This is a genomic window from Burkholderia sp. LMU1-1-1.1 (genome assembly GCF_040675865.1).
Taxonomy (GTDB): Bacteria; Pseudomonadota; Gammaproteobacteria; order Burkholderiales; family Burkholderiaceae_D; genus Rugamonas.
Genome location: NZ_JBEGHG010000056.1, coordinates 85,448 through 103,631 on the forward strand (window position 1 = coordinate 85,448; position 18,184 = coordinate 103,631).

An 18,184-nucleotide genomic window follows, 5' to 3' on the forward strand; every position below is an offset into this window, starting at 1 on the left:
CTTGAGGATTTCATCTGTTTGCCTTTTGGGGTGATTTCGATTCATCGGACAGCGCCAGCGGCGCCGCCTCTTCTGCAGCCGAGCCGAAAAAGAACGAGATCGGCCCTTGTATAAACCTGCGGCCCAGCACCTTCATCAGCTGCCAGCCGTGCTTGAAACGTACCTGGCGCGAGCGCAGCGCCACCCACAACGCCAGGCCGAAGCTGACCAGCAAATTCACCGTGCCGATCAGGACGAAGCCGGCCACCGACGTCACCACCAGCTGCCAGCTGACGTTGTAGTCGAGGCCAACCATGGCGGTGGCGAAGTTGGCCGACGAGAACGTCACGTGGCGGATGTCGAGCGGCATGCCGAGCAAAAAGCCCAGCAGCGGCATGACGCCGAGCAGGATGCCGAAGAAGAAGTTCCCCATCAGGCCGCCGAGGTTGTTTTCCATGTAGACGCCGAAGCGGTCCAGGCGCTCGCGGCCCAGCAGCCAGCGCAGGCCGCGCAGTTGCGCGATGCGCTGCGCCCAGCGCGTGTACAGCGCCTTGTTGTCGTAGTAGCCCGAGATCAGGCCGGCGACGAACAGGCACACGCCGGCGATGGCGGCGTACACCAGGGCCGGGCCGTGGATCGGATCGATATCGGCCAGCAGATGCATGGCCTTGTCCGGCGTCACCAGATGGTGGCCGGTCAGGTGGGGCCAGGCCATCGCGATCAGCCACGCGGTGGGAATCGCGGTGGCCAGGTTGCCCAGCACCGCCATGTTCTGCGTGCGGATGACCTTGTTGCACAGCTCGGCCATGCTTTCGATGTCGATGTTGCGGCCGTCCCTGCTGTGCAGGCCGGCGGCGATGCGCGAGGCCGTCATCGCCGGCTGCTTGGTGGCGACCGTGAAGTGCAACACGTGGATGAACATGAAGCCGAGCGAGTAGTTCATGCTGAACAGGAAGGTCTCGACCAGCGGCGCCGCGCGCAGGTAGGACATCAGGATCTTGAACAGCGCCATGAAGCCGATGATGACGCCGGCGCCGGCCGACGACAGGAACATGCCGCCGAGTTCCTTGCGGTGGTCGGCCACGTAGTGCTCGCCGGTGTGGCTGGCGTTTTCGGTGACGTTGCGCGCCAGCAGGTCGATATTGTCGCGCAGCAGATCGCTGACGGCGTATTTGTTGTTGTGCGCCTCGACCAGTTCCAGCGCCAGCCCGACGGCGGCCGCGCGGCGCGGGCTCGGCGGTCCTTGCTGGCCTTGCTGACCGGAGGGGTGCGGATGCTGCGCTTGCAGCTCCTCAGGCGCGATCAGCAGCGCGGCCGACGCGCCGGACTCCGCCTTCAGCTCGCCGCTGACGTCGACCAGGAACAGCAGCTTGCGCAGCCGGGCGATGCTTTGCGTGAGCGCCACCAGCAGATAGGTCAGCGCGATGCTGGTTCCCTGGTGCAGCGCCTTCTTGCGGATCTTGCCGACCACCACGTCGCACTGGTCCAGCATCACCAGCAGGTGGCGCGCGTCCTCGACCGCGACATCCTCGCCGGCGAGGTTGCGCTGGTAGTTGTCCAGATAGGCATTGACCTCGAAATTCTGTCCCATGAAGGGCGATTCGTAGGTCTCCATCTCGGTGTGGAAATTGGTCAGCTTCGGTTCCAGGCCGATCGCGCAGATGCGGTAGGACAGTGTCCGTATCGCTTCGAGCAGGCCGGGCAGCATGAGGTTGGGTCCGCAGCGGGTGGTGGCGTCGTCGCGGCTCGCTTCGCGCCGGTCGGGCGGATGGCAGATCACGTCGATCAACGCCAGCCAGTCGGGGGCCGGCACCGCGCTGATCCAGATGCGGTCGGTGCGCTTGTAGATCACCTGGTCGAGCGCTTCGCTCAGGTAATCGTTGCCCAGCGCCGGCGGCAGGACGCGGAAGGCGATGCGGCGTTTGAGTTCGGTGAAAAAGCCGTCGTTCGATAGGACGCCGATCTCGGTGTACAGGCTGGAATGGCGGCGGCTGGTCAGCAGGCTGCAGGCGTAGCCGCGCAACGCAAGCGCGTGCGCGGGGCTGCCCTTCAACAATTGGGCAAGGGTGCGCACGTTGGCGGTGGCGCGCGCGCCATCGCCGGGGTGCTTGGGACGCAGTGTATCGAACAGTTCGACCATCAGGCCGATGTCCGTGCTTTCCGCGTCTATACGTTGTAATATTTCGAGCATGCAAAGGGCGGACTTACCGCAGTTTTGACTAAAAAACGCAGTATATCCACTCGGCATTACTCAGTATGTACGCTGTCGAACATATTTCTATCTGTCAGGAAATTCCACTGCTCAGCATAACAAGATTCTCTTGGCCGCCTCGCGCAGCTCGGCGCGGAAGTCCGGATGGGCGATGCCGATCAGCGCCTCGGACCGCTGGCGCGCCGATTTGCCCCGCAACTGGGCCACGCCGTATTCGGTGACCACATAGTTGACGTCGTTCTTGCCGGTGGTGACGTGGGTGCCGGGTGTCAGCGTCGGCACGATGCGCGAGATCGCGCCGTCCTTGGCGGTCGACGGCAGCACGATGAAGGCCTTGCCGCCGTTCGAGCGGTTGGCCGCGCGCACGAAGTCGACCTGGCCGCCGGTGCCGGAATAGGGCAGGTGGGCCAGGCTCTCGGAGCCGCATTGCCCCAGCAAATCGACCTGCAGGCTGGCGTTGATGGCGACCAGCTTGTCGTTCTGGCCGGCCAGGTAGGGATCGTTGGTGAAGCTGACCGGATGCATCTCCAGCATCGGGTTGCGGTGCATAAAGTCGTACAGCTTGCGCGAGCCGAGCGCGAAGGTGGCCACCATCTTGCCGGGCATGAAGGTTTTGCGGCTGTTGTTGACCGCGCCGCATTCGACCAGCTTGAGGATGCCGTCGCCGATCATTTCCGTGTGCACGCCGAGGTCGCGCTTGGAGGTCAGCTGCTGGACCACGGCGTCGGGAATGCCGCCGTAGCCGATCTGCAAGGTCGAGCCGTCCTCGATCATGTCGGCCACGTGCTTGCCGATCGCCTGCTGCACCGCGCCGATGGCCGGCAGGCCGACCTCGATCACCGGCTCGTCGTTCTCGACGATGGCGGTGACCTGCGACAGGTGGACGATGCAGTCGCCATGGGCGACCGGCACGTTCGGATTGACTTCCAGCACCACCACGCGGGCCTTGCGGATCGCCGCCATCGTGTAGTCGGCCGCCAGGCTGAGCGCGAAATTGCCATGCTCGTCCATCGGGGAGGCCATCGAGAAGACCACGTCGGCCGGGACCAGGTCGCGCTGGATCAGGCCGGGGAGTTCGGAAAAATAGGCCGGGATGAAGTCGGCCCAGCCGGCCTGTCCCGCCGAGCGCGAGGCGCCGCCGAAGAACAGCGCGACGTGGCGCACGTGGTCGACCGTGTCGCAGTCGAAGTAGGCGTATTTGCGCATCGCAAGGATCTGCGCCACCCTGACGTCCCGGAAGCTGGTGCGCCTGGCCGACAGCGCGTGCAGCAGCGAGGGAGGCTCGCCGGCGCCGGTCGGCACGATGATGGTGTCGCCGTTCCTCAACAATTCCAATGCCTGGTCGGGAGAGCAGCGTTTGCTGGCGTATTCAACATGCATGGCGTTTGCCTTTCACATAATGAAATCCCACTATAAACCAAGTCGCGAAGAATTTGACGTAAACGTGTTAGGCCGCACAGAGCGGGGGCCAACGGCGACCTATGATGAACCTAACCATTTACTAAAGCTCCCTGCTCATCATGAAACCGAACCTTCTCGTTACCGCGCTGTCCCTGATCGCGCCGCTGGCCGCGGGAGCGCAAGAGTCGTCCTCTGCCGAGGTCTACGGGTTGCTGGACGCGGGTGTTGTGGTGGAAAGCGGTTGCAAAACCGACTGCGCCCGGACCAGGGTCGACAGCGGCATCGCCTCCGGTTCCCGGATCGGCGTGCGCGGCCGCGAGCAATTGGGCGGCGGCACGTCGGCGGTGTACACGCTGGAGGCGGGCGTACTGAACGATACCGGCGCGTCCGAGCAAGACGGCAAGCTGTTCAACCGCCAGGCCTATGTCGGCATCGACGGGCCGATGGGGCTGGTGACCATGGGCCGTCAATACAACCTGGTCTACGAGACCTTGACCGACGTGGCCGACCCCTTCCATGGCGGCATGGCGGGCGCCGCGTCCAACCTGGTCGGCTACACCACCAAACGCTACGACAACACCGTCAAGTACAAGACCAAGCGCGCCCGCAGCGGCCTGATCGGCGCGGTGCAATACAGCTTCGGCGAGTCGCCGTTCAACAGCAAGGTCAACCGCGCCTACGGCGGCACCCTGGGCTACAACAAGGGACCGATCAACATCGGCATCACGCACCAGCGCAAGGACAACATGCTCGACGCCACCGGCACCACGCCGGCGGTCGACCAGTCGGCGCGCAACACCCTGGTGGCCGCCAATATCGATTTCGGCCGCTTCATCGGCTACGCCGCATTCGGCCAGAGCCGTGGCGAGGGCAGTTCGCACTGGGACATGTCCAATCCCTACGGCGCGGTCGCCCAGACCCTGCCGACCGACAAGAGCCGCGACGCGCTGTTCGGCGTGGCCATACCGATGGGCGCGACCACCTTGCTGGCGTCGTTCATCCGCAAGGACGACCGCACGATGCTCGACCGCGACGCCGACCAGATCGCCATCGGCGCCAGCTACGCGCTCTCCAAGCGCACCGATTTCTACGCCTCACTGGCCAAGATCAAGAACCGCAACGGCGGCGCCTACGCGGTCGGCAACGCCACCAGCCAGGGGCGCGGCGACAAGGCGTTCAACATCGGCATGCGGCATGCGTTCTGAGCGGTACGTTCTAAGCCGTACTTAGGGATGCCCGCGCAAACGTGATAAATTGCTTGTTTTACTGAATTCGGAACAAGCATGCATCTGACTTACTTCAACGGCGAATGGGCCGAGGGCAACACTCCACTGTTTGGCGCGATGGACCACAGCGTATGGCTGGGTTCATCCGTGTTCGATGGCGCGCGCGCGATACGCGGCCATCTGCCGGACTTGCGCCTGCACTTGCAGCGCGTCATCACGTCGGCCGAGCGGGTGGGGCTGGCCTGTCCGTTGAGCGTCGATGAGATGGAAAAGCTGGTGCGCGAGGGCGTGGCGAAGTTCCCGGCCGACGCCGAGTTGTACGTCCGTCCGCTGGTGTTCGGCACCGACGGCTTCCTGGTGCCCGTTCCCGAGAAGAGCGCTTTCGCGCTGACCCTGTTCGACGCGCCGATGCCGGCGTTCACCGGTTTTTCCGCCTGCCTGTCGGCGCAGCTGCGGCCGGACGCCCTGATGGCGCCGACCGACGCCAAGGCGTCCTCGCTGTACGTCAACACCGCCAAGGCCATCCGCGAAGCGCAAAAGCGCGGGTTCGACAACGCGGTCGTCTGCGACAGCGCCGGCAAGGTGGCCGAGTTCGCGTCGGCCAACCTGTTCTTCGTCACGCCGGACGCCAAAGTGGTGACGCCGGCGGCCAACGGCACCTTCCTGTCCGGCATCACCCGCGCCCGCGTGATCGCGTTGCTGGCGGAGGAGGGCATCATGGTCGAGCAGCGCGCGGTGGCGCCGGAGGAACTGGAGAGCGCCGTCGAGATCTTCAACACCGGCAACTACGGCAAGGTCATGCCGTGCATCCGCTATGAAACGCGCGAGCTGGCGGTCGGTCCGATCGCCACCCTGGCGCGCGAGCGTTACATGGCGTTCTCGGATAGCCAATAACGATTCAACCCTTTGGCTTGGCCGGGCAACTGGCGCCGACCCAACGTCCGGCCGAATTGACCTTGACCTTCTGCGGCGCGCCGGTCGCCTCGGTGTTGACATCCATGATCATCGTGTAATGGCTGTCGTCGCTGAAGCGGATCTGCCCCTGGCCGCTGGAGGTCGGATTGGTGCAGCTGAACGACACATCCAGCCCGCCCGCCGCCGGCGTCGTCTTCGAGGTGCAATTGCCCTTCTGATTCAGCGGCAGCTCTTTCTTGGCCGCCATTTCCGGTGTCACGCAGGCGGTCACCGTCATGCTGCCGTCGCCGCCGACCTTGGGCACCGACACGCCGTTCTGCGCCAGCATCGCCTCCATCTGCGCGCGTTGCGCCGGCGGCATGCTGGCCAGCTGCTGCATCGCCATCTGGATGGCGGCGTCCGTTTGTATATCGCCGGTCTTGACCGTGTTATTCAGTTCCCATAAGCCAGGCTTGATGGTTTGCGCCTGCGCTCCTGCCGTGGCCGTGGACATCAGGGCCAGCGCGATCAAAAAACGTTTCATAGTCACTCCATGGAAAAGCCAGCGCACAGCATAAACGAAAAAACGGCGCGCCACCGCTAGGGTGGGGCGCCGCCTCGATCGGATCGCGGTGTGCTACACGCCGCGTCCACTAATCAGGCGCAGCAGCACCATGATGATCGCAACGACCAGCAGTACGTGAATGAAGCCGCCAATGGTGTACGAAGTGACCAGGCCCAGCAGCCACAGGATAAGCAGAACTACAGCGATGGTATAGAGCATGATTCTCTCCTCAAGTTGTTATTGCGACGTCCATTCCGGGCATCGAAGGCGATGTCGAACTGTTGTTCGTATCTTGGAATCTATTATCTTTAAAACCAGCTTAAGCTTCTGTACGGTGCCGTACGCACGATCGATTTCGGCTGAATAATTTGCAAATCCCTATCAGTCGGCCGAACGCAGCTGGCCGTTGACCACGCGCACGGCGTCGCCCGAGCCCCATGCCGGCTGTGCCGACTGGTTGAACGTCCGGGTGGTGCCATTGTCCATGCGAACCACGATGCGCCACGTGCGCGTGGTCTTCATATGGGTTTCGACCTGGTTGCCGGCCACCGCGCCGCCGACGGCGCCCGCCACCGTCGCCAGCTGGCGGCCATGGCCGCCGCCGACCTGGTTGCCCAGCAGGCCGCCAAGGATGGCGCCGCCGGCCGCGCCGACGCCGCTACCCTGCGGCCGGTGCTCGATCGAGCGCACCGACTCGACCACGCCGCAGCTCTTGCAGACGGCCGCCGCCTGTTTGACTTCGGGTTCCGGCGCGCGGTCCTGGTCGCGGCCTTGGGAATTGTTGTCGGCGTTGCGGCCGGCGTCGCCATTGGCCGCGAGCCTGTTGGCGCCAGGCTGTTCAGCGGCCGGCGGCACCGACGACAGTTGGCCCGGCATCGGCGCCGCGCCGGGCACGCTGCCGTTGGCGTTCGAGGTCGGCAGCCAGCCCATGATGGCGGCGGTGCCCACGCCGCAGAACAGCACCACCGCGACGGCGGCGATGATCATCAACGGGTGCAAAGTCGGTTTGGTTGGGGTGTTCGGGGTAGTCATGAGGGTGTCCTTTTTTCGTGTTGTGCGCTCGTTTGTAAGCTCTTAACTTACGCGCGGAATTTTCCTATAGGACATGTTTAGCTTCCGTGCGTCAGCGTACATACATGGTAAATGATTACCCTTACGCTCGATTCATGCATACTCATCTCACACACCTATCCGAAGAAGACAGGAACCAGTCACGACCGGCGGTCAATCGCTTACTGGCGAGCTTGCCAGAGGAAGAACAAGGCCAGCTCGCCAGGCTCAGCGAACCCGTCAGAGTCGAAGTCGGCGACGTGTTGTACGAACCCGGCCAGAGCATCCGTTACATCTATTTTCCCATCGACAGTCTGATCTCGCTGCTTGCCGTGGCCGAAGGCCGCATGACGCTGGAAGTGGGCGCCGTCGGCCGCGAAGGCATGATAGGCGCCTCGGTGGTGCTCGGCCACGAAATGGCGCAGGTGCGCGCGGTGGTGCAGCGCGCCGGCCGCGCCACCCGCATCGACGCGGCCGAATTCGCCACCGAGTTCACGCGCATGGAGGCGTTGCAGCGCTTGCTGTACCGCTACACCGACACCTTGCTTGCCCAGGCGATCCAGATCGCCGTGTGCAGTCGCTTCCATGTGCTGGAGGCGCGCCTGGCGCGCTCGCTGCTGATCACCCGCGACCGTCTGCAATCGGAAAAATTCCACCTGACGCACGAGTTCCTGGCGCATGCGCTGGGCGTGCGCCGCGTCGGCGTGACCAAGGCCGCCAGCGCCCTGCAAAACCAAAAACTGATTTCCTACAGCCGGGGCAATATCGAAATCCTCGATTCGGCCGGGCTGGAAGCGGTATCGTGCCGCTGCTACGAACTGGTAAAGGACGACGGCGCCATCGGCATGGGCAACGTGTTTTTGTAGAAAACCGGCGGGAGCGTTGCGCTAAGCGCACAATCAATCATTTGCTTGAGTTTATAGGCAACTGTATCTATTTTGCAATGTTTAAGGAAGACATTACGGCTAGCATCGGCTGGCCGTACCCGATCTTTCAAAAACAATGTGAGGAGATACATCGTGAAAAACTATAACTATTTGGGGGCATTTCTGGTCGTAGGCGCGACGCTCGCCGGTTGCGGCGGCGGAGGGTCCGCCGATACGGCAGCCGCCAGCGCCGGTTCGATCAGCACCGCGGCGGAGGTCACCGTCAGCGCGGCGGCGGCCGATCCCATACTGAACCAGACAGGCAACCCGGTCTACAAAGAGATCGAGCGCTACAAGAGTTGGCTCAGCACCAACAGCGACAGCGCGGCGGCGTTGGCCGCCGACAAGACCAAGGCCACCAACATCGTTTCGTGGCAAATGCCGCACGGCGGTTTCTACAAGCTGCCGGCCTGGTACAACGCGCCGTGGAACGGCTCCGCATCGCGCTCGGAATGGTTTGGCGCCAACGGTGTCGAACTGGGCACCATCGATAACGACGGCACCGTCACCGAGATCATGTTCCTGGGCGATGTGTACGCGCGCAGCGGAACGGTGGCCTATCGCGACAGCGCCCGCAAGGCGATGGACTTCATTCTGAACATGCAGTATTCGTCGGGCGGTTTTCCGCAAGTGTATCCGGCGCGTACCGGCACCTCGTATTCCAACCACGTCACCTTCAACGACAACGCGATGGTGCGCGCACTGGTGCTGCTGGACCACGCGGCGAAACAGAAAGCACCGTTCACCGGCGACTTCTTCACCTCGGCGCAGCGCACCCGCATGACGAACGCGCTCAACCTGGCGGTGGGCTACATCCTCAACGCGCAAATCGTGCAGAACGGTGTCAAGACGGTGTGGTGCGCGCAGCACGATCCCGTCAATTTCGCGCCGCGCGGCGCGCGTTCGTATGAGTTGCCGTCGAAGAGCGGCAAGGAATCCGCGCAGATCGTGGCGTTCCTGATGACGCGTCCGCAGTCGGCGGCCATCGCGGCGTCGGCCAAGGCGGCGATCGCCTGGTACAACAGCAGCCAGGTCAAGCTGGAGAACACGGCGTATGAGAAGACCAATTCCAAAGCGACCAACACCTCGCCGTTCATCACCAAGGCGGGATCGACCACGTGGTATCGCTTTTACGACCTGAACGCCGATACCGGCTTCTTCAGCGGCCGTTTGCCGACCGATAACCCTCCGGGCACCGGCAAACAATACGACATCATGAATGTCGAGGCCGAGCGCCGTTACGGTTACGAATGGGGCGGCAGCTATGGCACCAGCCTGTTCGCTTACACCAGCACCGTCGGATACTAATCGGGCGCGAATGCAAAACCGCCCCCGTCAAGCCGGTTTCGGCTTGACGGGGGCGGTTCGTTTGCCACATTGAATGCGGCGGCGACGCTTGTGCTATTAACGCGGTGGCTTGTTGACCTGGTTGCCGATCACGCCGCCGACAGCGGCGCCGCCGACCGTGCCGACCGCGCTACCGCCGGTCAGCACCGAGCCGGCCACCGCGCCGACGCCGGCGCCCACGGCCGTGCTTTTATCTTGCGATGACATGCCGGCGCAAGCGCTCAGGCCCAGGGTGGCGGCCAGAATTGCCGCGGTCGATGCGATACGTTTGATGTTCATGATCTTCTCCTTACGCTGTGAAGGCGCGGCGTCTGGCCCGCTCCAATGACTACAGAGTACGACTCCACGTCACCAATTTCCGTACGACAGCGCACATTGAAACACCTTGTTACTTTTTAGGCTGCGGCGTGACGTTCTGCGCGTTCTTGCCCGGTTTGGCCCGCAAGGTTTGGCCCGGCGGTGGCGCCACCGGCTTGCCGCCGCCCTGGGCCAGCAAGGTTTCGCAGCCTGTCGTTTCGCCCGGTCCGGCGTTGATCAGCGGTAGTATCGCCGCGATCGGCGCTACCACGGCCAGCGCCAGCGCGCCGCCGGCGCGCATCGCCAGCACGCCCTTGTCGATGCTGACGTCGGGGTCCTTGAAGGTGCCGCGCACGTAAATCGGCGCCCGCAGCGAGATCACGCGCACGCCCTTGGCGTCCGGCCGCAAGGTCAGGTCCAGTTTCTCGTTCTCGAGATTCACGGTGCCGGCGACGTCGATCTTGGCGTCGGAGGTGTCGACCACGAACAGGCGCGACCGCATCAAGCCGTTGGTGACGCTGAAGTCCGTCACCATGCAGTTGAGCTTGACCTGCTTGTCGCCGATCAGCTTGGTCAGCACGACGTTGCCCAGGTTGAGCCCCATTTCCTCCAGCAGCAGTTTGCTGACGCTGCCTTCGTTGATCACGCCTTTGAGTTCGCCATTCGACGAGCCCAGCAGACTGGCCACCGAGTTGCCCGTGGCCGACAGCGACATGTCGGCGTTGACTTGGCCGACGGTGCCCTGCATGCCGTCGATGGTGGGGAACAGTTGCTTGAGCTGCAGCTTGCGCGCGCCCGCCTTGAGCTCGGCGCGGATGGCGTTCGGATTGATTTTGCCGCTGCCGTCGAGCATGATGTTGGACGTGAAGCGGCCGCCGGCGATGTCGAAATTCATCGGTGTCAGCGACAGCACGCCGTCCTTCATGTGGATCAGTGTGTCGAGGTTGTGGATCGGCAGGCCGCCATCGCGCGTGATGCGCTGCGCCTTGAAGCTGACGTCGGCGTCGAGCGCGGTCCAGCGTTCGGTCTTGAAGGTTTCGACCGGCAGCACCCGGTTGCCCGGCTGGACCGCCTCGACGCCGCGCGCCTGCTTGCTGGCGTTGGAGTCGGCGCCGACCAGCGGCCCGAGGTCGGAGAACTGCAGCAGCTTCGATTCCACGGCGCCCGTCAGCACCGGGCGCGGCTGGCCGGAACGGTAGTCGAGCTTGCCGTGGATGTCGCTGTTGCCGACGCGGCCGGTGAACTTGTCGTAGATCCAGTGGCTGGCGTTGGCGCCGATGTTGCCCGTCAAATGGCCCTCGGTGGCGAAAGCGGGCGTCTCCGGCAGCAGCACACCGGTGATGCCGTACAGGCGCGCCATGCTGGGGCCGGAAATCTTCAGGCGCATGTCGAGCGCGGTCAGCGCGGTCGGCTTGGTCAGGGTGCCCTCGACGGCGATGCTGGTGCCGCCCACGTTCAGGCTGGCGGCGAGCGGGAAGGGTACGGTCTGCTGTTGCAGCGACAGCACCGCGCCGGACTTGCCGCTGCCGGTGATGGTTTGATTGTTCCACTTGCCGCGCAGCTTCCATGACACGCCGTAGGTCGGATCGGCGTTGATGGTATCGACGGCGGCGGTGGCGTCTACATGGGTCATGGCGTCGACGTAGTGCACCGCGCCTTTGGAGAAGACCACGCGCTGCAGGTCGAGCTTCCACGGCGACGGTTTGTCGGCCTGCTTGAAGGTCCAGTTGTTCTTGCCGTCGGCATCACGCTGCAGCAGCACGCTGGGATTGTCGAAGCGCAGCACCGGGATAGCGATCTTGTGTTGCAGCAGCGGCAGCAGTTCGACGGCGAAGGCGAACTGGCCGACGCTGGCCATTTCCGCCGGCGCCCGCATGCCGGCCGGATTGCCGACGTGGACGTCCTTGGCGACCAGGTGCGGCAGCGGCAGGTAGTCGCGCCAGGTGCGGTCCGCGCCCGACAGTCCCTGCTGTTGCCACGTCAGCGACAGGTGACCGCGAATGTCGAACGGACGGTCGATCGATTCACTGATCTTGTCGTTGAGCCACGGACGCGCCTTGTTCCAGTCGTAGTTGGCCAGCACGATCACCGCGATCACGGGAACGGCGACCACCACGCCGGCGACGGCAAGGGCAATGCGGGTGCGGCGGGGAAAACGGCGCGGACTCGTGGAGGCGGGCTGGTTGCGGTTCTGGTCCTGCGGGGTCATGGGTTGGCCTTTCTTATTGGTAACGGCATTTTACACACCCTACGCGGCGCAAGCGGGCCGGGTTGTGCGCTGGCGCACGCTGTGGGGCGCCCCCGTGCGGCTGCCCCTGTTCAATGTGCGGCAGCGTACTGAAGCACCGCAGGCAAGGGCCTATAACGTTACTTGTCCACATAAACTTTCAAGGAGAACAATAATGACGACGACCTTACACCAAAGACTGACCATGCTTTGCGGCGCCGCAGTGCTGCTGGGCCTGACCGCTTGCGCGAGCAACAAAACCCCGGCCACCGCCGATGTCGCCGTATCGCGCGCCGCCGTGGCCAACGCCACCTCCGCCGGCGCCGCCGAGCTGGCCCCTGCCGAAATGCAGTCGGCCCGCGAGAAGATGGCGCGCGCCAACCAGGCGCTGGCCAACAAGGATTACAAGACCGCCCAGGATCTGGCTGCGCAAGCCCAGGCCGACGCCCAACTGGCGCAGAGCAAGGCTAATTCGACCAAGGCGACCGCCGCCGCCGACGAGCTGCAACAGAGCATCCGCGTGCTGCGCGAAGAGCTGAACCGCAATAGCACCACCACCCAATAATAGAGACGAGGCAATCATCATGAAACAACTGAACCTGAAAAAACTGAGCGTCATGCCAACCGTGCTGGCGATGTCGATCATGCTTGCCGCCTGCAGCTCCGCGCCGACCACCACCAGCCTGCTCGACCAGACCCGTGGCGACTTCTCTGCCGCGCAAAGCAATCCATCGGTCGCCGCCAACGCGCCGGTCGAGTTCAAAGCCGCCGCCGAGGCGCTGGACCGCGCCAACGCCGCCGCCGACAAGAAGGAAAGCGTGGAAGCGATCGACAAGCTGGCCTATCTGGCCAAGCAAAAAATCGCCGTGGCCCAGGAAGTGGCCAAGAGCAAGCAAGCCGAATCCGACGTAGCCAACGCCGGCCGTCAGCGCGACGAGATCCGCCTGCAGCAGCGCACCCAGGAAGCCGACAAGGCCAAGATGAGCGCCGAGCAAGCCAAGGCCGACGCCGACGCCGCCCGCCGCCAAGCCGAGGCGGCCACCGCCAGCGTGCGCGAAGAGCAATCGAAGAGCGCCGCGCTGCAACAGCAGCTGGCCGACCTGCAAGCCAAACAAACCGACCGTGGCCTGGTGATCACCTTGAGCGACGTGCTGTTCAACACCGACAAGGCCGAGCTCAGCGCCGAAGGCATGCGCACCGCGCAAAAGATGGCCGACGTGCTGCTGCAGGAACCACAGAGCGCCGTGTTGATCGAAGGGTTTACCGACTCCACCGGTTCGTCGGCGCACAACCTGCAGCTGTCGCAGCGCCGCGCCGAATCGGTGCGTAACGCGCTGATCGGCCTGGGCGTGAAGGCCGACAAGGTCTCCACCCGTGGCTATGGCGAAGCGTTTCCGGTCGCCAGCAACAGCGATGCCGGCAGCCGCCAGCTGAACCGTCGCGTCGAAATCGTGCTGTCGCAAAACGGCGCGCCGATCGCCAACCGCCGCTAACCGCGGCGGCGGGCCGCGGGCCGTCCGCGCCGGGTAATTCCGGCGTGGCGTCCGGGCGGTCCCGCCCGCAAGACTTTCTGTACTTTTTTTAAGGAAAATATCATGGCTGAATCCAACCCCACCCAACCGGCAGGCATCGATAGAGAAGCCATCCGCGCCGCCGCCCGCAATCTCGAGGACGGTCCGGTAACCGCCGGCTACAAGGGTGACCGCGCCGCCGTCATCAAGATGCTCAACGAGGCGCTGGCGACCGAGCTGGTCTGCGTGCTGCGTTACAAGCGCCACTACTACACGGTCAGCGGTTTGCAGAACGGTCCGATCAAGGCCGAGTTCCTCGAACACGCCCAGCAGGAACAGGAGCACGCCGATTCGCTGGCCGAACGCATCGTTCAGCTGAACGGCCAACCTGATTTCAATCCTGCAACGTTGCTCGATCGTAGCCATGCCGAGTATGATGCATCGGAAGACGTGCAAGCGATGATCCGCTCGAACCTGATCGCCGAGCGGGTGGCGATCGAATCGTACCGCCAGATGATCGAACAGATCGGCGATACCGATCCGACCACGCGCCATCTTTTGATCAGTATCATGGCCGTGGAAGAAGAACACGCCGATGATATGCGCGATTTGCTTGAATAACGACTAACATTTTGATTTTGCTGTAAAGTTTTCACACCTCACAACCATAATAGGAGCTCCATCATGCTGGAACAAAACATCAGTACCGTGAATAACGACGTGAAAACTCTGGTCAAAGATGCGCAAGCATTGTTTACCGCCGCCACCGCCCTGACCGGTGAAAAAGCGGAAGAACTGCGCGGCCGCGGCATGCGCGCGCTCGACACCGCGCTGGCCAAGGCGCACGACGCGCAGATCAGCGCCCTCGCCGCCAGCAAGGAAGCGGCCAAGCAGGCCGATGTCTACGTCAAGGAAAACCCATGGCGCTCGATCGCCGGCGCGGCAGCCGTGGGCCTGCTGATCGGTGTCATCATCGGCCGCAAGTAATCCATGGCGCAAGCTGATGAGTTGAATCGTCCGCCAGGCCTGATCGCGTCGCTGGGCAATATCGCCCGCAACAGCATCGGCCTGTTGCTGACGCGGCTGGAGCTGGCCGCGCTGGAACTGTCGCAGGTGCGCAATCACCTGATGCATCTGGTGCTGGCGTTCGCGCTGGCGGTGGTGGCGGGCTGCTTCGCGCTCGCCTATGCCACTGTCACGATTGCTTATCTGGCGTGGGATGCGCTGGGCTGGACAATTCTGCCCATTATGACCGGCGTCTTCCTGCTGCTCGCGATCGGCCTGATGCTGTACGCGCGCGGTTTGGTCCGCAGCGGCAAGCTTGGCATGCCCGCGACCATGGCTGAACTCAAATCCGACCGCGACATGTTGTTGTAAGAGGAGCGCATATGACGAAAGACGCGGAAAGCGCGGCATTCGCCGCTGACAAACAGCGGCTGATACGCGAAGGCGAGTTGTATCGCATCAAGGTGGTGCACTCGAAGGCCCTGGTGGCCAACGCGCTGCATCCCGATGCGCTGTTTCATGGCGCGGTCGACCACGCCGTCGGACTGGCGCAAGCCCGTCTGGGCGGCTTGCTGCAGCCGGGCGGCCTGAGCGGCTTTAATTACAAGGCGCTGATGCCGTACGCGCTGACGGTGGGTTCGTTCATCGCCCGCAAGAAGCTGGTCAAGCCGGCGCTCGGCGTGGCCACGGTGCTGGGACTGGGCGCCGCCTGGCTGATGCGCCGCAAACGCACCACGGACTAGTGTCTTGAGTTCGTCGTCCAACAAACTGAACCCCTCGGGCATGCGCATAGTGCTGGTGCTGCAAGGGGGCGGGGCGTTGGGCGCTTATCAGGCCGGCGTCTTCGAGGCGCTGCACGAGCATGGCCTGGCGCCCGACTGGATCGTCGGCACCTCGATCGGCGCCATCAACGCCGCTATTTTGGCCGGCAACCCGCACGAAACCCGGCTGGCGCGCCTACGCCAGTTCTGGGAAGGGATTTCGCACCGCGACCCGGTCGACATGCGGCGCCTGCCCGACGCGCAGCGCCGCTCCAATATCTTGCTGCAAACCTGGGATACGTTGCTGCGCGGCGTGCCGGGCTTTTTCAAGCCCCGCATGTTCAGCCCCTTTGCCGCCGGCATGGCCGTCCCGCCCGAGGAAGCCAGCTTCTACGATACCGCCGAGCTGGGCGAGACACTCAATTCCCTGATCGACTTCGACTACCTCAATGGTGCGGAAGGCATGCGCCTGACCGTCAACGCGCTCAAGGTGACGTGCGGCACGCTGCGCAGCTTCGATAACCGCGACCTCGACATCAATGTCGACCACATTCGCGCCAGCGGCGCCTTGCCGCCGGGTTTTCCGCCGGTCCGCATCGACGGCGACCTGTACTGGGATGGCGGCTTGTACTCCAACACGCCGCTCGAGACCGTGCTGGACGACCCCGAGCCGGTCGACACCTTGTGTTTCATGGTCGACCTGTGGAGCGCCGACGGCGAGGAACCCACCACGCTGGACGAAGTGCAGACGCGGCAGAAGGATGTCACCTTCGCCTCGCGCTCCAAGCGCCATCTGGACGATTATGTCGCCCGCCACAAGCTGCAGCAAAAGCTGCGCGGCCTGTACGCCGCGTTGCCGGAGCACGCGCAGACGGAGCAGGGCGAGCAGGATCTGGCCGAACTGGGTTGTGGCACCACGCTGCACGTGGTGCGCCTGGAATACGCGGGACGGGACTGGAACATGGCGGCCAAGGACATCAACTTTTCCAAGGGTTCCACCGAGTGGCGCTGGGACCAGGGCTACCAGGACGGCATGCGCGCGGTCCAGGCCGCGGGGTGGCTGACCTTTGTGTCGGAGGATACGCCGCTGGTGGTGCACGAGTTGCCGCCGCTGCCCGCCGCCAAGCCGGCCGCCGCACGTGAAAAAGCCGCCTGATCGCCCAGGCGGCTTGCGGTACCCACGACATAGCAATTACTGCCGTTTGTTCTCCGCGAGAATCTGCGGCACTTTGTCCATGTCGCGTTTGTAGGTCTCGCGCGCTTCGCGGATGCAGGCGGCGCGTTCGCTGGCCGGGCCTTTCTTGCAGGCGTTGGTGGCCTCCGCCAGCGCGGCGCCGATTTCCTTGCGCAAGGTACGCGTTTGCTCGGCGCCGGTGGCGTCTTCCTTATACCATCGCGCCGGATCGCCCTTGGCGATTTCCTGCTGTTGCAGCTGGACGTTTTGCGGCGGCGTGTTGTCCTGCGCCTGCGCCAACACCGCCGCGCAGGCCATCGCGAAGCCGCATGCAATGTGATGGAAACGAGTCATATGTCCTCCCTTGTTTACAATCGGCCCGTCAGCAGCATGATCAGCAGGATCAGCACGATCAAGCCGGTGATGCCGCTCGGCGCGTAGCCCCAGTTGCGGCTGTGCGGCCAGGTCGGCAGCGCGCCGATCAATGCCAGGACCAGAATAATCAGAATGATGGTGCCCATGGTGTTCCCCTTGTTTAGTATATGTTTTTTGGATGCTGTTTCAAGCGGCGGTTTTCAGCCGGGTTTTGTGGCGCGAATTAATAGCGGTACAGGCGGCCATCGACCAGACGCACGCGGTTGCCGACGCGCAGGTCATACACGCTGTCCTGGTTCACCATGCGGTAGTCGCCGTTGTCCATGCGCACGCTGATTTGATATTCCTCTTTCGCCTCGTTGCGGTTGCCTTCGACGGTGTTGCCGACCACGGCGCCGCCGACGGCGCCGGCCACGGTGGCGGCGGCGCGGCCGCTGCCCGAGCCGACCTGGTTACCCAGCAGGGCGCCCACCAAGCCGCCCGCGACGGCGCCGGCGCCGCTGGTGCCCGCCTTGGCTTGCTTGATCTGGATCGATTCGATCGTGCCGTAGCTGGCCGATTCGTTTTGATTTTGGTACGAGACTTGTTGCGGCGCGTTGTTGGTGCTGGCGCAGCCGCTTAACACGGCGGTGCCGGCGATCATCAGTGCGGCCAGGGTTTTTGTGTGGTTCATGTTGTTCTCCTGAAAATGTGATTCCAGAATAGTCAGGCGGCATCGGTGGGTCTGTGCGGTCTCGCACGAATGTTGCCAAGTTGGGAGGAGGGCGCGGGACGCGTGCCTGTGGCCAAAATTTCATCTGTGTACGGTACCGTACAGATGTCCATTTGGAAACCACGTAAAACGTCTACATCGGTAGCAGAGATGTCCAAACGTCCCGCTGGCTGACAAACTCATTAGTTAATAACTCCAAGGAGAATCGCCATGAAAATCGCACATAAAATCGCCACCGCCCTGTTCACCGTCTCGCTGCTGGCCACCGCCGGCTGCGCTTCGACGTCCACCAAAGAAGGCACCGGCGAATTTGTCGACGATTCGGTCATCACCACCAAAGTGAAAGCCAGCATCTTTAACGAGCCTACCCTGAAGTCGACCGAAATCAATGTCGAAACCTTCAAAGGCACCGTGCAACTGAGCGGCTTCGTCGCCCAGCCGGCCGACATCGCCAAAGCAGGCGAAGTGGCCCGTGGCGTCAAAGGCGTGACCGCTGTCAAGAACGACATCCGCGTCAAGTAA

The 18,184-nt window shown here is 63.5% G+C and carries 22 protein-coding genes; 12 read left to right on the top strand and 10 right to left on the bottom strand.

Features of this window, described 5'->3' with window-relative positions; all coding sequences use genetic code 11:
* Positions 1-10: 10 nt before the first annotated feature.
* The gene (locus MRBLMU1_RS25920; RefSeq protein ID WP_363507832.1) at positions 11-2,170 is read right to left on the bottom strand and encodes a site-specific recombinase; all 2,160 of its coding nucleotides are present in this window, start codon (positions 2,168-2,170) and stop codon (positions 11-13) included.
* 111 nt (positions 2,171-2,281) lie between these two features.
* Positions 2,282-3,571 carry an acetyl-CoA hydrolase/transferase family protein gene (locus tag MRBLMU1_RS25925; RefSeq protein ID WP_363507835.1) on the bottom strand — a complete coding sequence of 430 codons (1,290 nt, stop codon included), beginning with the start codon at positions 3,569-3,571 and terminating at the stop codon, positions 2,282-2,284.
* Between the two features lie 140 nt (positions 3,572-3,711).
* On the opposite strand from MRBLMU1_RS25925, the gene MRBLMU1_RS25930 reads away from it, so the two are divergent.
* Complete coding sequence (locus MRBLMU1_RS25930; protein ID WP_363507838.1) at positions 3,712-4,797, top strand: porin; 1,086 nt, start codon at positions 3,712-3,714, stop codon at positions 4,795-4,797.
* A 78-nt stretch (positions 4,798-4,875) separates the two neighbouring features.
* Entirely contained in the window at positions 4,876-5,712 is an 837-nt protein-coding gene (locus MRBLMU1_RS25935) for a branched-chain amino acid aminotransferase (protein WP_363507841.1), read from the top strand.
* A gap of 4 nt (positions 5,713-5,716) precedes the next feature.
* Here the strand turns inward: MRBLMU1_RS25935 and MRBLMU1_RS25940 are convergent, their stop codons facing one another.
* From MRBLMU1_RS25940 to MRBLMU1_RS25950, 3 genes are all read right to left on the bottom strand, one after another.
* Positions 5,717-6,256 carry a DUF3617 domain-containing protein gene (locus MRBLMU1_RS25940; protein ID WP_363507844.1) on the bottom strand — a complete coding sequence of 180 codons (540 nt, stop codon included), beginning with the start codon at positions 6,254-6,256 and terminating at the stop codon, positions 5,717-5,719.
* Between the two features lie 93 nt (positions 6,257-6,349).
* Entirely contained in the window at positions 6,350-6,496 is a 147-nt protein-coding gene (locus tag MRBLMU1_RS25945; RefSeq protein WP_019921959.1) for a lmo0937 family membrane protein, read from the bottom strand.
* Between the two features lie 162 nt (positions 6,497-6,658).
* Positions 6,659-7,309: a glycine zipper 2TM domain-containing protein gene (locus tag MRBLMU1_RS25950; protein ID WP_363507847.1), complete on the bottom strand. Its 651-nt coding sequence runs from the start codon at positions 7,307-7,309 to the stop codon at positions 6,659-6,661.
* A 134-nt stretch (positions 7,310-7,443) separates the two neighbouring features.
* Between MRBLMU1_RS25950 and MRBLMU1_RS25955 the strand changes: the two genes are divergently transcribed.
* On the top strand, positions 7,444-8,193 hold the full coding sequence (locus MRBLMU1_RS25955; protein ID WP_363507849.1) for a Crp/Fnr family transcriptional regulator: 750 nt from the start codon (positions 7,444-7,446) through the stop codon (positions 8,191-8,193).
* A 153-nt stretch (positions 8,194-8,346) separates the two neighbouring features.
* Positions 8,347-9,561 carry a pectate lyase gene (pelA, locus tag MRBLMU1_RS25960; protein WP_363507852.1) on the top strand — a complete coding sequence of 405 codons (1,215 nt, stop codon included), beginning with the start codon at positions 8,347-8,349 and terminating at the stop codon, positions 9,559-9,561.
* Positions 9,562-9,657: 96 nt separating this feature from the next.
* Here pelA and MRBLMU1_RS25965 read toward each other — a convergent pair whose 3' ends face one another.
* Both MRBLMU1_RS25965 and MRBLMU1_RS25970 read right to left on the bottom strand, forming a co-directional pair.
* Positions 9,658-9,879: a glycine zipper 2TM domain-containing protein gene (locus MRBLMU1_RS25965; protein ID WP_090320315.1), complete on the bottom strand. Its 222-nt coding sequence runs from the start codon at positions 9,877-9,879 to the stop codon at positions 9,658-9,660.
* A 109-nt stretch (positions 9,880-9,988) separates the two neighbouring features.
* Entirely contained in the window at positions 9,989-12,106 is a 2,118-nt protein-coding gene (locus MRBLMU1_RS25970) for an AsmA family protein (protein ID WP_363507856.1), read from the bottom strand.
* 193 nt (positions 12,107-12,299) lie between these two features.
* Between MRBLMU1_RS25970 and MRBLMU1_RS25975 the strand changes: the two genes are divergently transcribed.
* From MRBLMU1_RS25975 to MRBLMU1_RS26005, 7 genes are all read left to right on the top strand, one after another.
* Positions 12,300-12,689 carry a DUF4398 domain-containing protein gene (locus MRBLMU1_RS25975; RefSeq protein ID WP_363507859.1) on the top strand — a complete coding sequence of 130 codons (390 nt, stop codon included), beginning with the start codon at positions 12,300-12,302 and terminating at the stop codon, positions 12,687-12,689.
* 19 nt (positions 12,690-12,708) lie between these two features.
* On the top strand, positions 12,709-13,617 hold the full coding sequence (locus MRBLMU1_RS25980; RefSeq protein WP_363507862.1) for an OmpA family protein: 909 nt from the start codon (positions 12,709-12,711) through the stop codon (positions 13,615-13,617).
* A 102-nt stretch (positions 13,618-13,719) separates the two neighbouring features.
* On the top strand, positions 13,720-14,256 hold the full coding sequence (locus tag MRBLMU1_RS25985; RefSeq protein ID WP_363507865.1) for a ferritin-like domain-containing protein: 537 nt from the start codon (positions 13,720-13,722) through the stop codon (positions 14,254-14,256).
* A gap of 63 nt (positions 14,257-14,319) precedes the next feature.
* Positions 14,320-14,622, top strand: a complete 303-nt coding sequence (locus MRBLMU1_RS25990) for a DUF883 family protein (protein WP_090320330.1) — start codon at positions 14,320-14,322, stop codon at positions 14,620-14,622.
* A 3-nt stretch (positions 14,623-14,625) separates the two neighbouring features.
* On the top strand, positions 14,626-15,012 hold the full coding sequence (locus tag MRBLMU1_RS25995; RefSeq protein WP_363507867.1) for a phage holin family protein: 387 nt from the start codon (positions 14,626-14,628) through the stop codon (positions 15,010-15,012).
* Between the two features lie 11 nt (positions 15,013-15,023).
* A complete protein-coding gene (locus MRBLMU1_RS26000; RefSeq protein ID WP_363507870.1) occupies positions 15,024-15,383 on the top strand; it encodes a hypothetical protein in 360 nt (119 codons plus the stop codon).
* Between the two features lie 40 nt (positions 15,384-15,423).
* A complete protein-coding gene (locus tag MRBLMU1_RS26005; RefSeq protein ID WP_363508699.1) occupies positions 15,424-16,557 on the top strand; it encodes a patatin-like phospholipase family protein in 1,134 nt (377 codons plus the stop codon).
* A gap of 36 nt (positions 16,558-16,593) precedes the next feature.
* Here MRBLMU1_RS26005 and MRBLMU1_RS26010 read toward each other — a convergent pair whose 3' ends face one another.
* From MRBLMU1_RS26010 to MRBLMU1_RS26020, 3 genes are all read right to left on the bottom strand, one after another.
* A complete protein-coding gene (locus MRBLMU1_RS26010; RefSeq protein WP_363507873.1) occupies positions 16,594-16,929 on the bottom strand; it encodes a hypothetical protein in 336 nt (111 codons plus the stop codon).
* Positions 16,930-16,943: 14 nt separating this feature from the next.
* On the bottom strand, positions 16,944-17,096 hold the full coding sequence (locus tag MRBLMU1_RS26015) for a DUF3309 domain-containing protein (protein ID WP_315218932.1): 153 nt from the start codon (positions 17,094-17,096) through the stop codon (positions 16,944-16,946).
* Positions 17,097-17,173: 77 nt separating this feature from the next.
* Positions 17,174-17,623, bottom strand: coding sequence for a glycine zipper 2TM domain-containing protein (locus tag MRBLMU1_RS26020; protein ID WP_363507876.1), 450 nt, complete (start codon positions 17,621-17,623; stop codon positions 17,174-17,176).
* Between the two features lie 249 nt (positions 17,624-17,872).
* Between MRBLMU1_RS26020 and MRBLMU1_RS26025 the strand changes: the two genes are divergently transcribed.
* Positions 17,873-18,184 carry a BON domain-containing protein gene (locus tag MRBLMU1_RS26025; RefSeq protein ID WP_363507878.1) on the top strand — a complete coding sequence of 104 codons (312 nt, stop codon included), beginning with the start codon at positions 17,873-17,875 and terminating at the stop codon, positions 18,182-18,184.

What these genes read in the sequence shown, in the direction of transcription:
- MRBLMU1_RS26020 (WP_363507876.1), bottom strand. Translation starts at nt 17,623, where the DNA reads ATGAACCACACAAAAACCCTGGCCGCACTGATGATCGCCGGCACCGCC.
- MRBLMU1_RS26015 (WP_315218932.1), bottom strand. Translation starts at nt 17,096, where the DNA reads ATGGGCACCATCATTCTGATTATTCTGGTCCTGGCATTGATCGGCGCG.
- MRBLMU1_RS25975 (WP_363507859.1), top strand. Translation starts at nt 12,300, where the DNA reads ATGACGACGACCTTACACCAAAGACTGACCATGCTTTGCGGCGCCGCA.
- MRBLMU1_RS25935 (WP_363507841.1), top strand. Translation starts at nt 4,876, where the DNA reads ATGCATCTGACTTACTTCAACGGCGAATGGGCCGAGGGCAACACTCCA.
- MRBLMU1_RS25945 (WP_019921959.1), bottom strand. Translation starts at nt 6,496, where the DNA reads ATGCTCTATACCATCGCTGTAGTTCTGCTTATCCTGTGGCTGCTGGGC.
- MRBLMU1_RS26010 (WP_363507873.1), bottom strand. Translation starts at nt 16,929, where the DNA reads ATGACTCGTTTCCATCACATTGCATGCGGCTTCGCGATGGCCTGCGCG.
- MRBLMU1_RS26000 (WP_363507870.1), top strand. Translation starts at nt 15,024, where the DNA reads ATGACGAAAGACGCGGAAAGCGCGGCATTCGCCGCTGACAAACAGCGG.
- MRBLMU1_RS25925 (WP_363507835.1), bottom strand. Translation starts at nt 3,571, where the DNA reads ATGCATGTTGAATACGCCAGCAAACGCTGCTCTCCCGACCAGGCATTG.
- MRBLMU1_RS25950 (WP_363507847.1), bottom strand. Translation starts at nt 7,309, where the DNA reads ATGACTACCCCGAACACCCCAACCAAACCGACTTTGCACCCGTTGATG.
- MRBLMU1_RS25955 (WP_363507849.1), top strand. Translation starts at nt 7,444, where the DNA reads ATGCATACTCATCTCACACACCTATCCGAAGAAGACAGGAACCAGTCA.
- MRBLMU1_RS25980 (WP_363507862.1), top strand. Translation starts at nt 12,709, where the DNA reads ATGAAACAACTGAACCTGAAAAAACTGAGCGTCATGCCAACCGTGCTG.
- MRBLMU1_RS25965 (WP_090320315.1), bottom strand. Translation starts at nt 9,879, where the DNA reads ATGAACATCAAACGTATCGCATCGACCGCGGCAATTCTGGCCGCCACC.
- MRBLMU1_RS25990 (WP_090320330.1), top strand. Translation starts at nt 14,320, where the DNA reads ATGCTGGAACAAAACATCAGTACCGTGAATAACGACGTGAAAACTCTG.
- MRBLMU1_RS25920 (WP_363507832.1), bottom strand. Translation starts at nt 2,170, where the DNA reads ATGCTCGAAATATTACAACGTATAGACGCGGAAAGCACGGACATCGGC.
- MRBLMU1_RS26025 (WP_363507878.1), top strand. Translation starts at nt 17,873, where the DNA reads ATGAAAATCGCACATAAAATCGCCACCGCCCTGTTCACCGTCTCGCTG.
- MRBLMU1_RS25985 (WP_363507865.1), top strand. Translation starts at nt 13,720, where the DNA reads ATGGCTGAATCCAACCCCACCCAACCGGCAGGCATCGATAGAGAAGCC.
- MRBLMU1_RS25940 (WP_363507844.1), bottom strand. Translation starts at nt 6,256, where the DNA reads ATGAAACGTTTTTTGATCGCGCTGGCCCTGATGTCCACGGCCACGGCA.
- MRBLMU1_RS25970 (WP_363507856.1), bottom strand. Translation starts at nt 12,106, where the DNA reads ATGACCCCGCAGGACCAGAACCGCAACCAGCCCGCCTCCACGAGTCCG.
- MRBLMU1_RS25930 (WP_363507838.1), top strand. Translation starts at nt 3,712, where the DNA reads ATGAAACCGAACCTTCTCGTTACCGCGCTGTCCCTGATCGCGCCGCTG.
- MRBLMU1_RS25995 (WP_363507867.1), top strand. Translation starts at nt 14,626, where the DNA reads ATGGCGCAAGCTGATGAGTTGAATCGTCCGCCAGGCCTGATCGCGTCG.
- MRBLMU1_RS26005 (WP_363508699.1), top strand. Translation starts at nt 15,424, where the DNA reads ATGCGCATAGTGCTGGTGCTGCAAGGGGGCGGGGCGTTGGGCGCTTAT.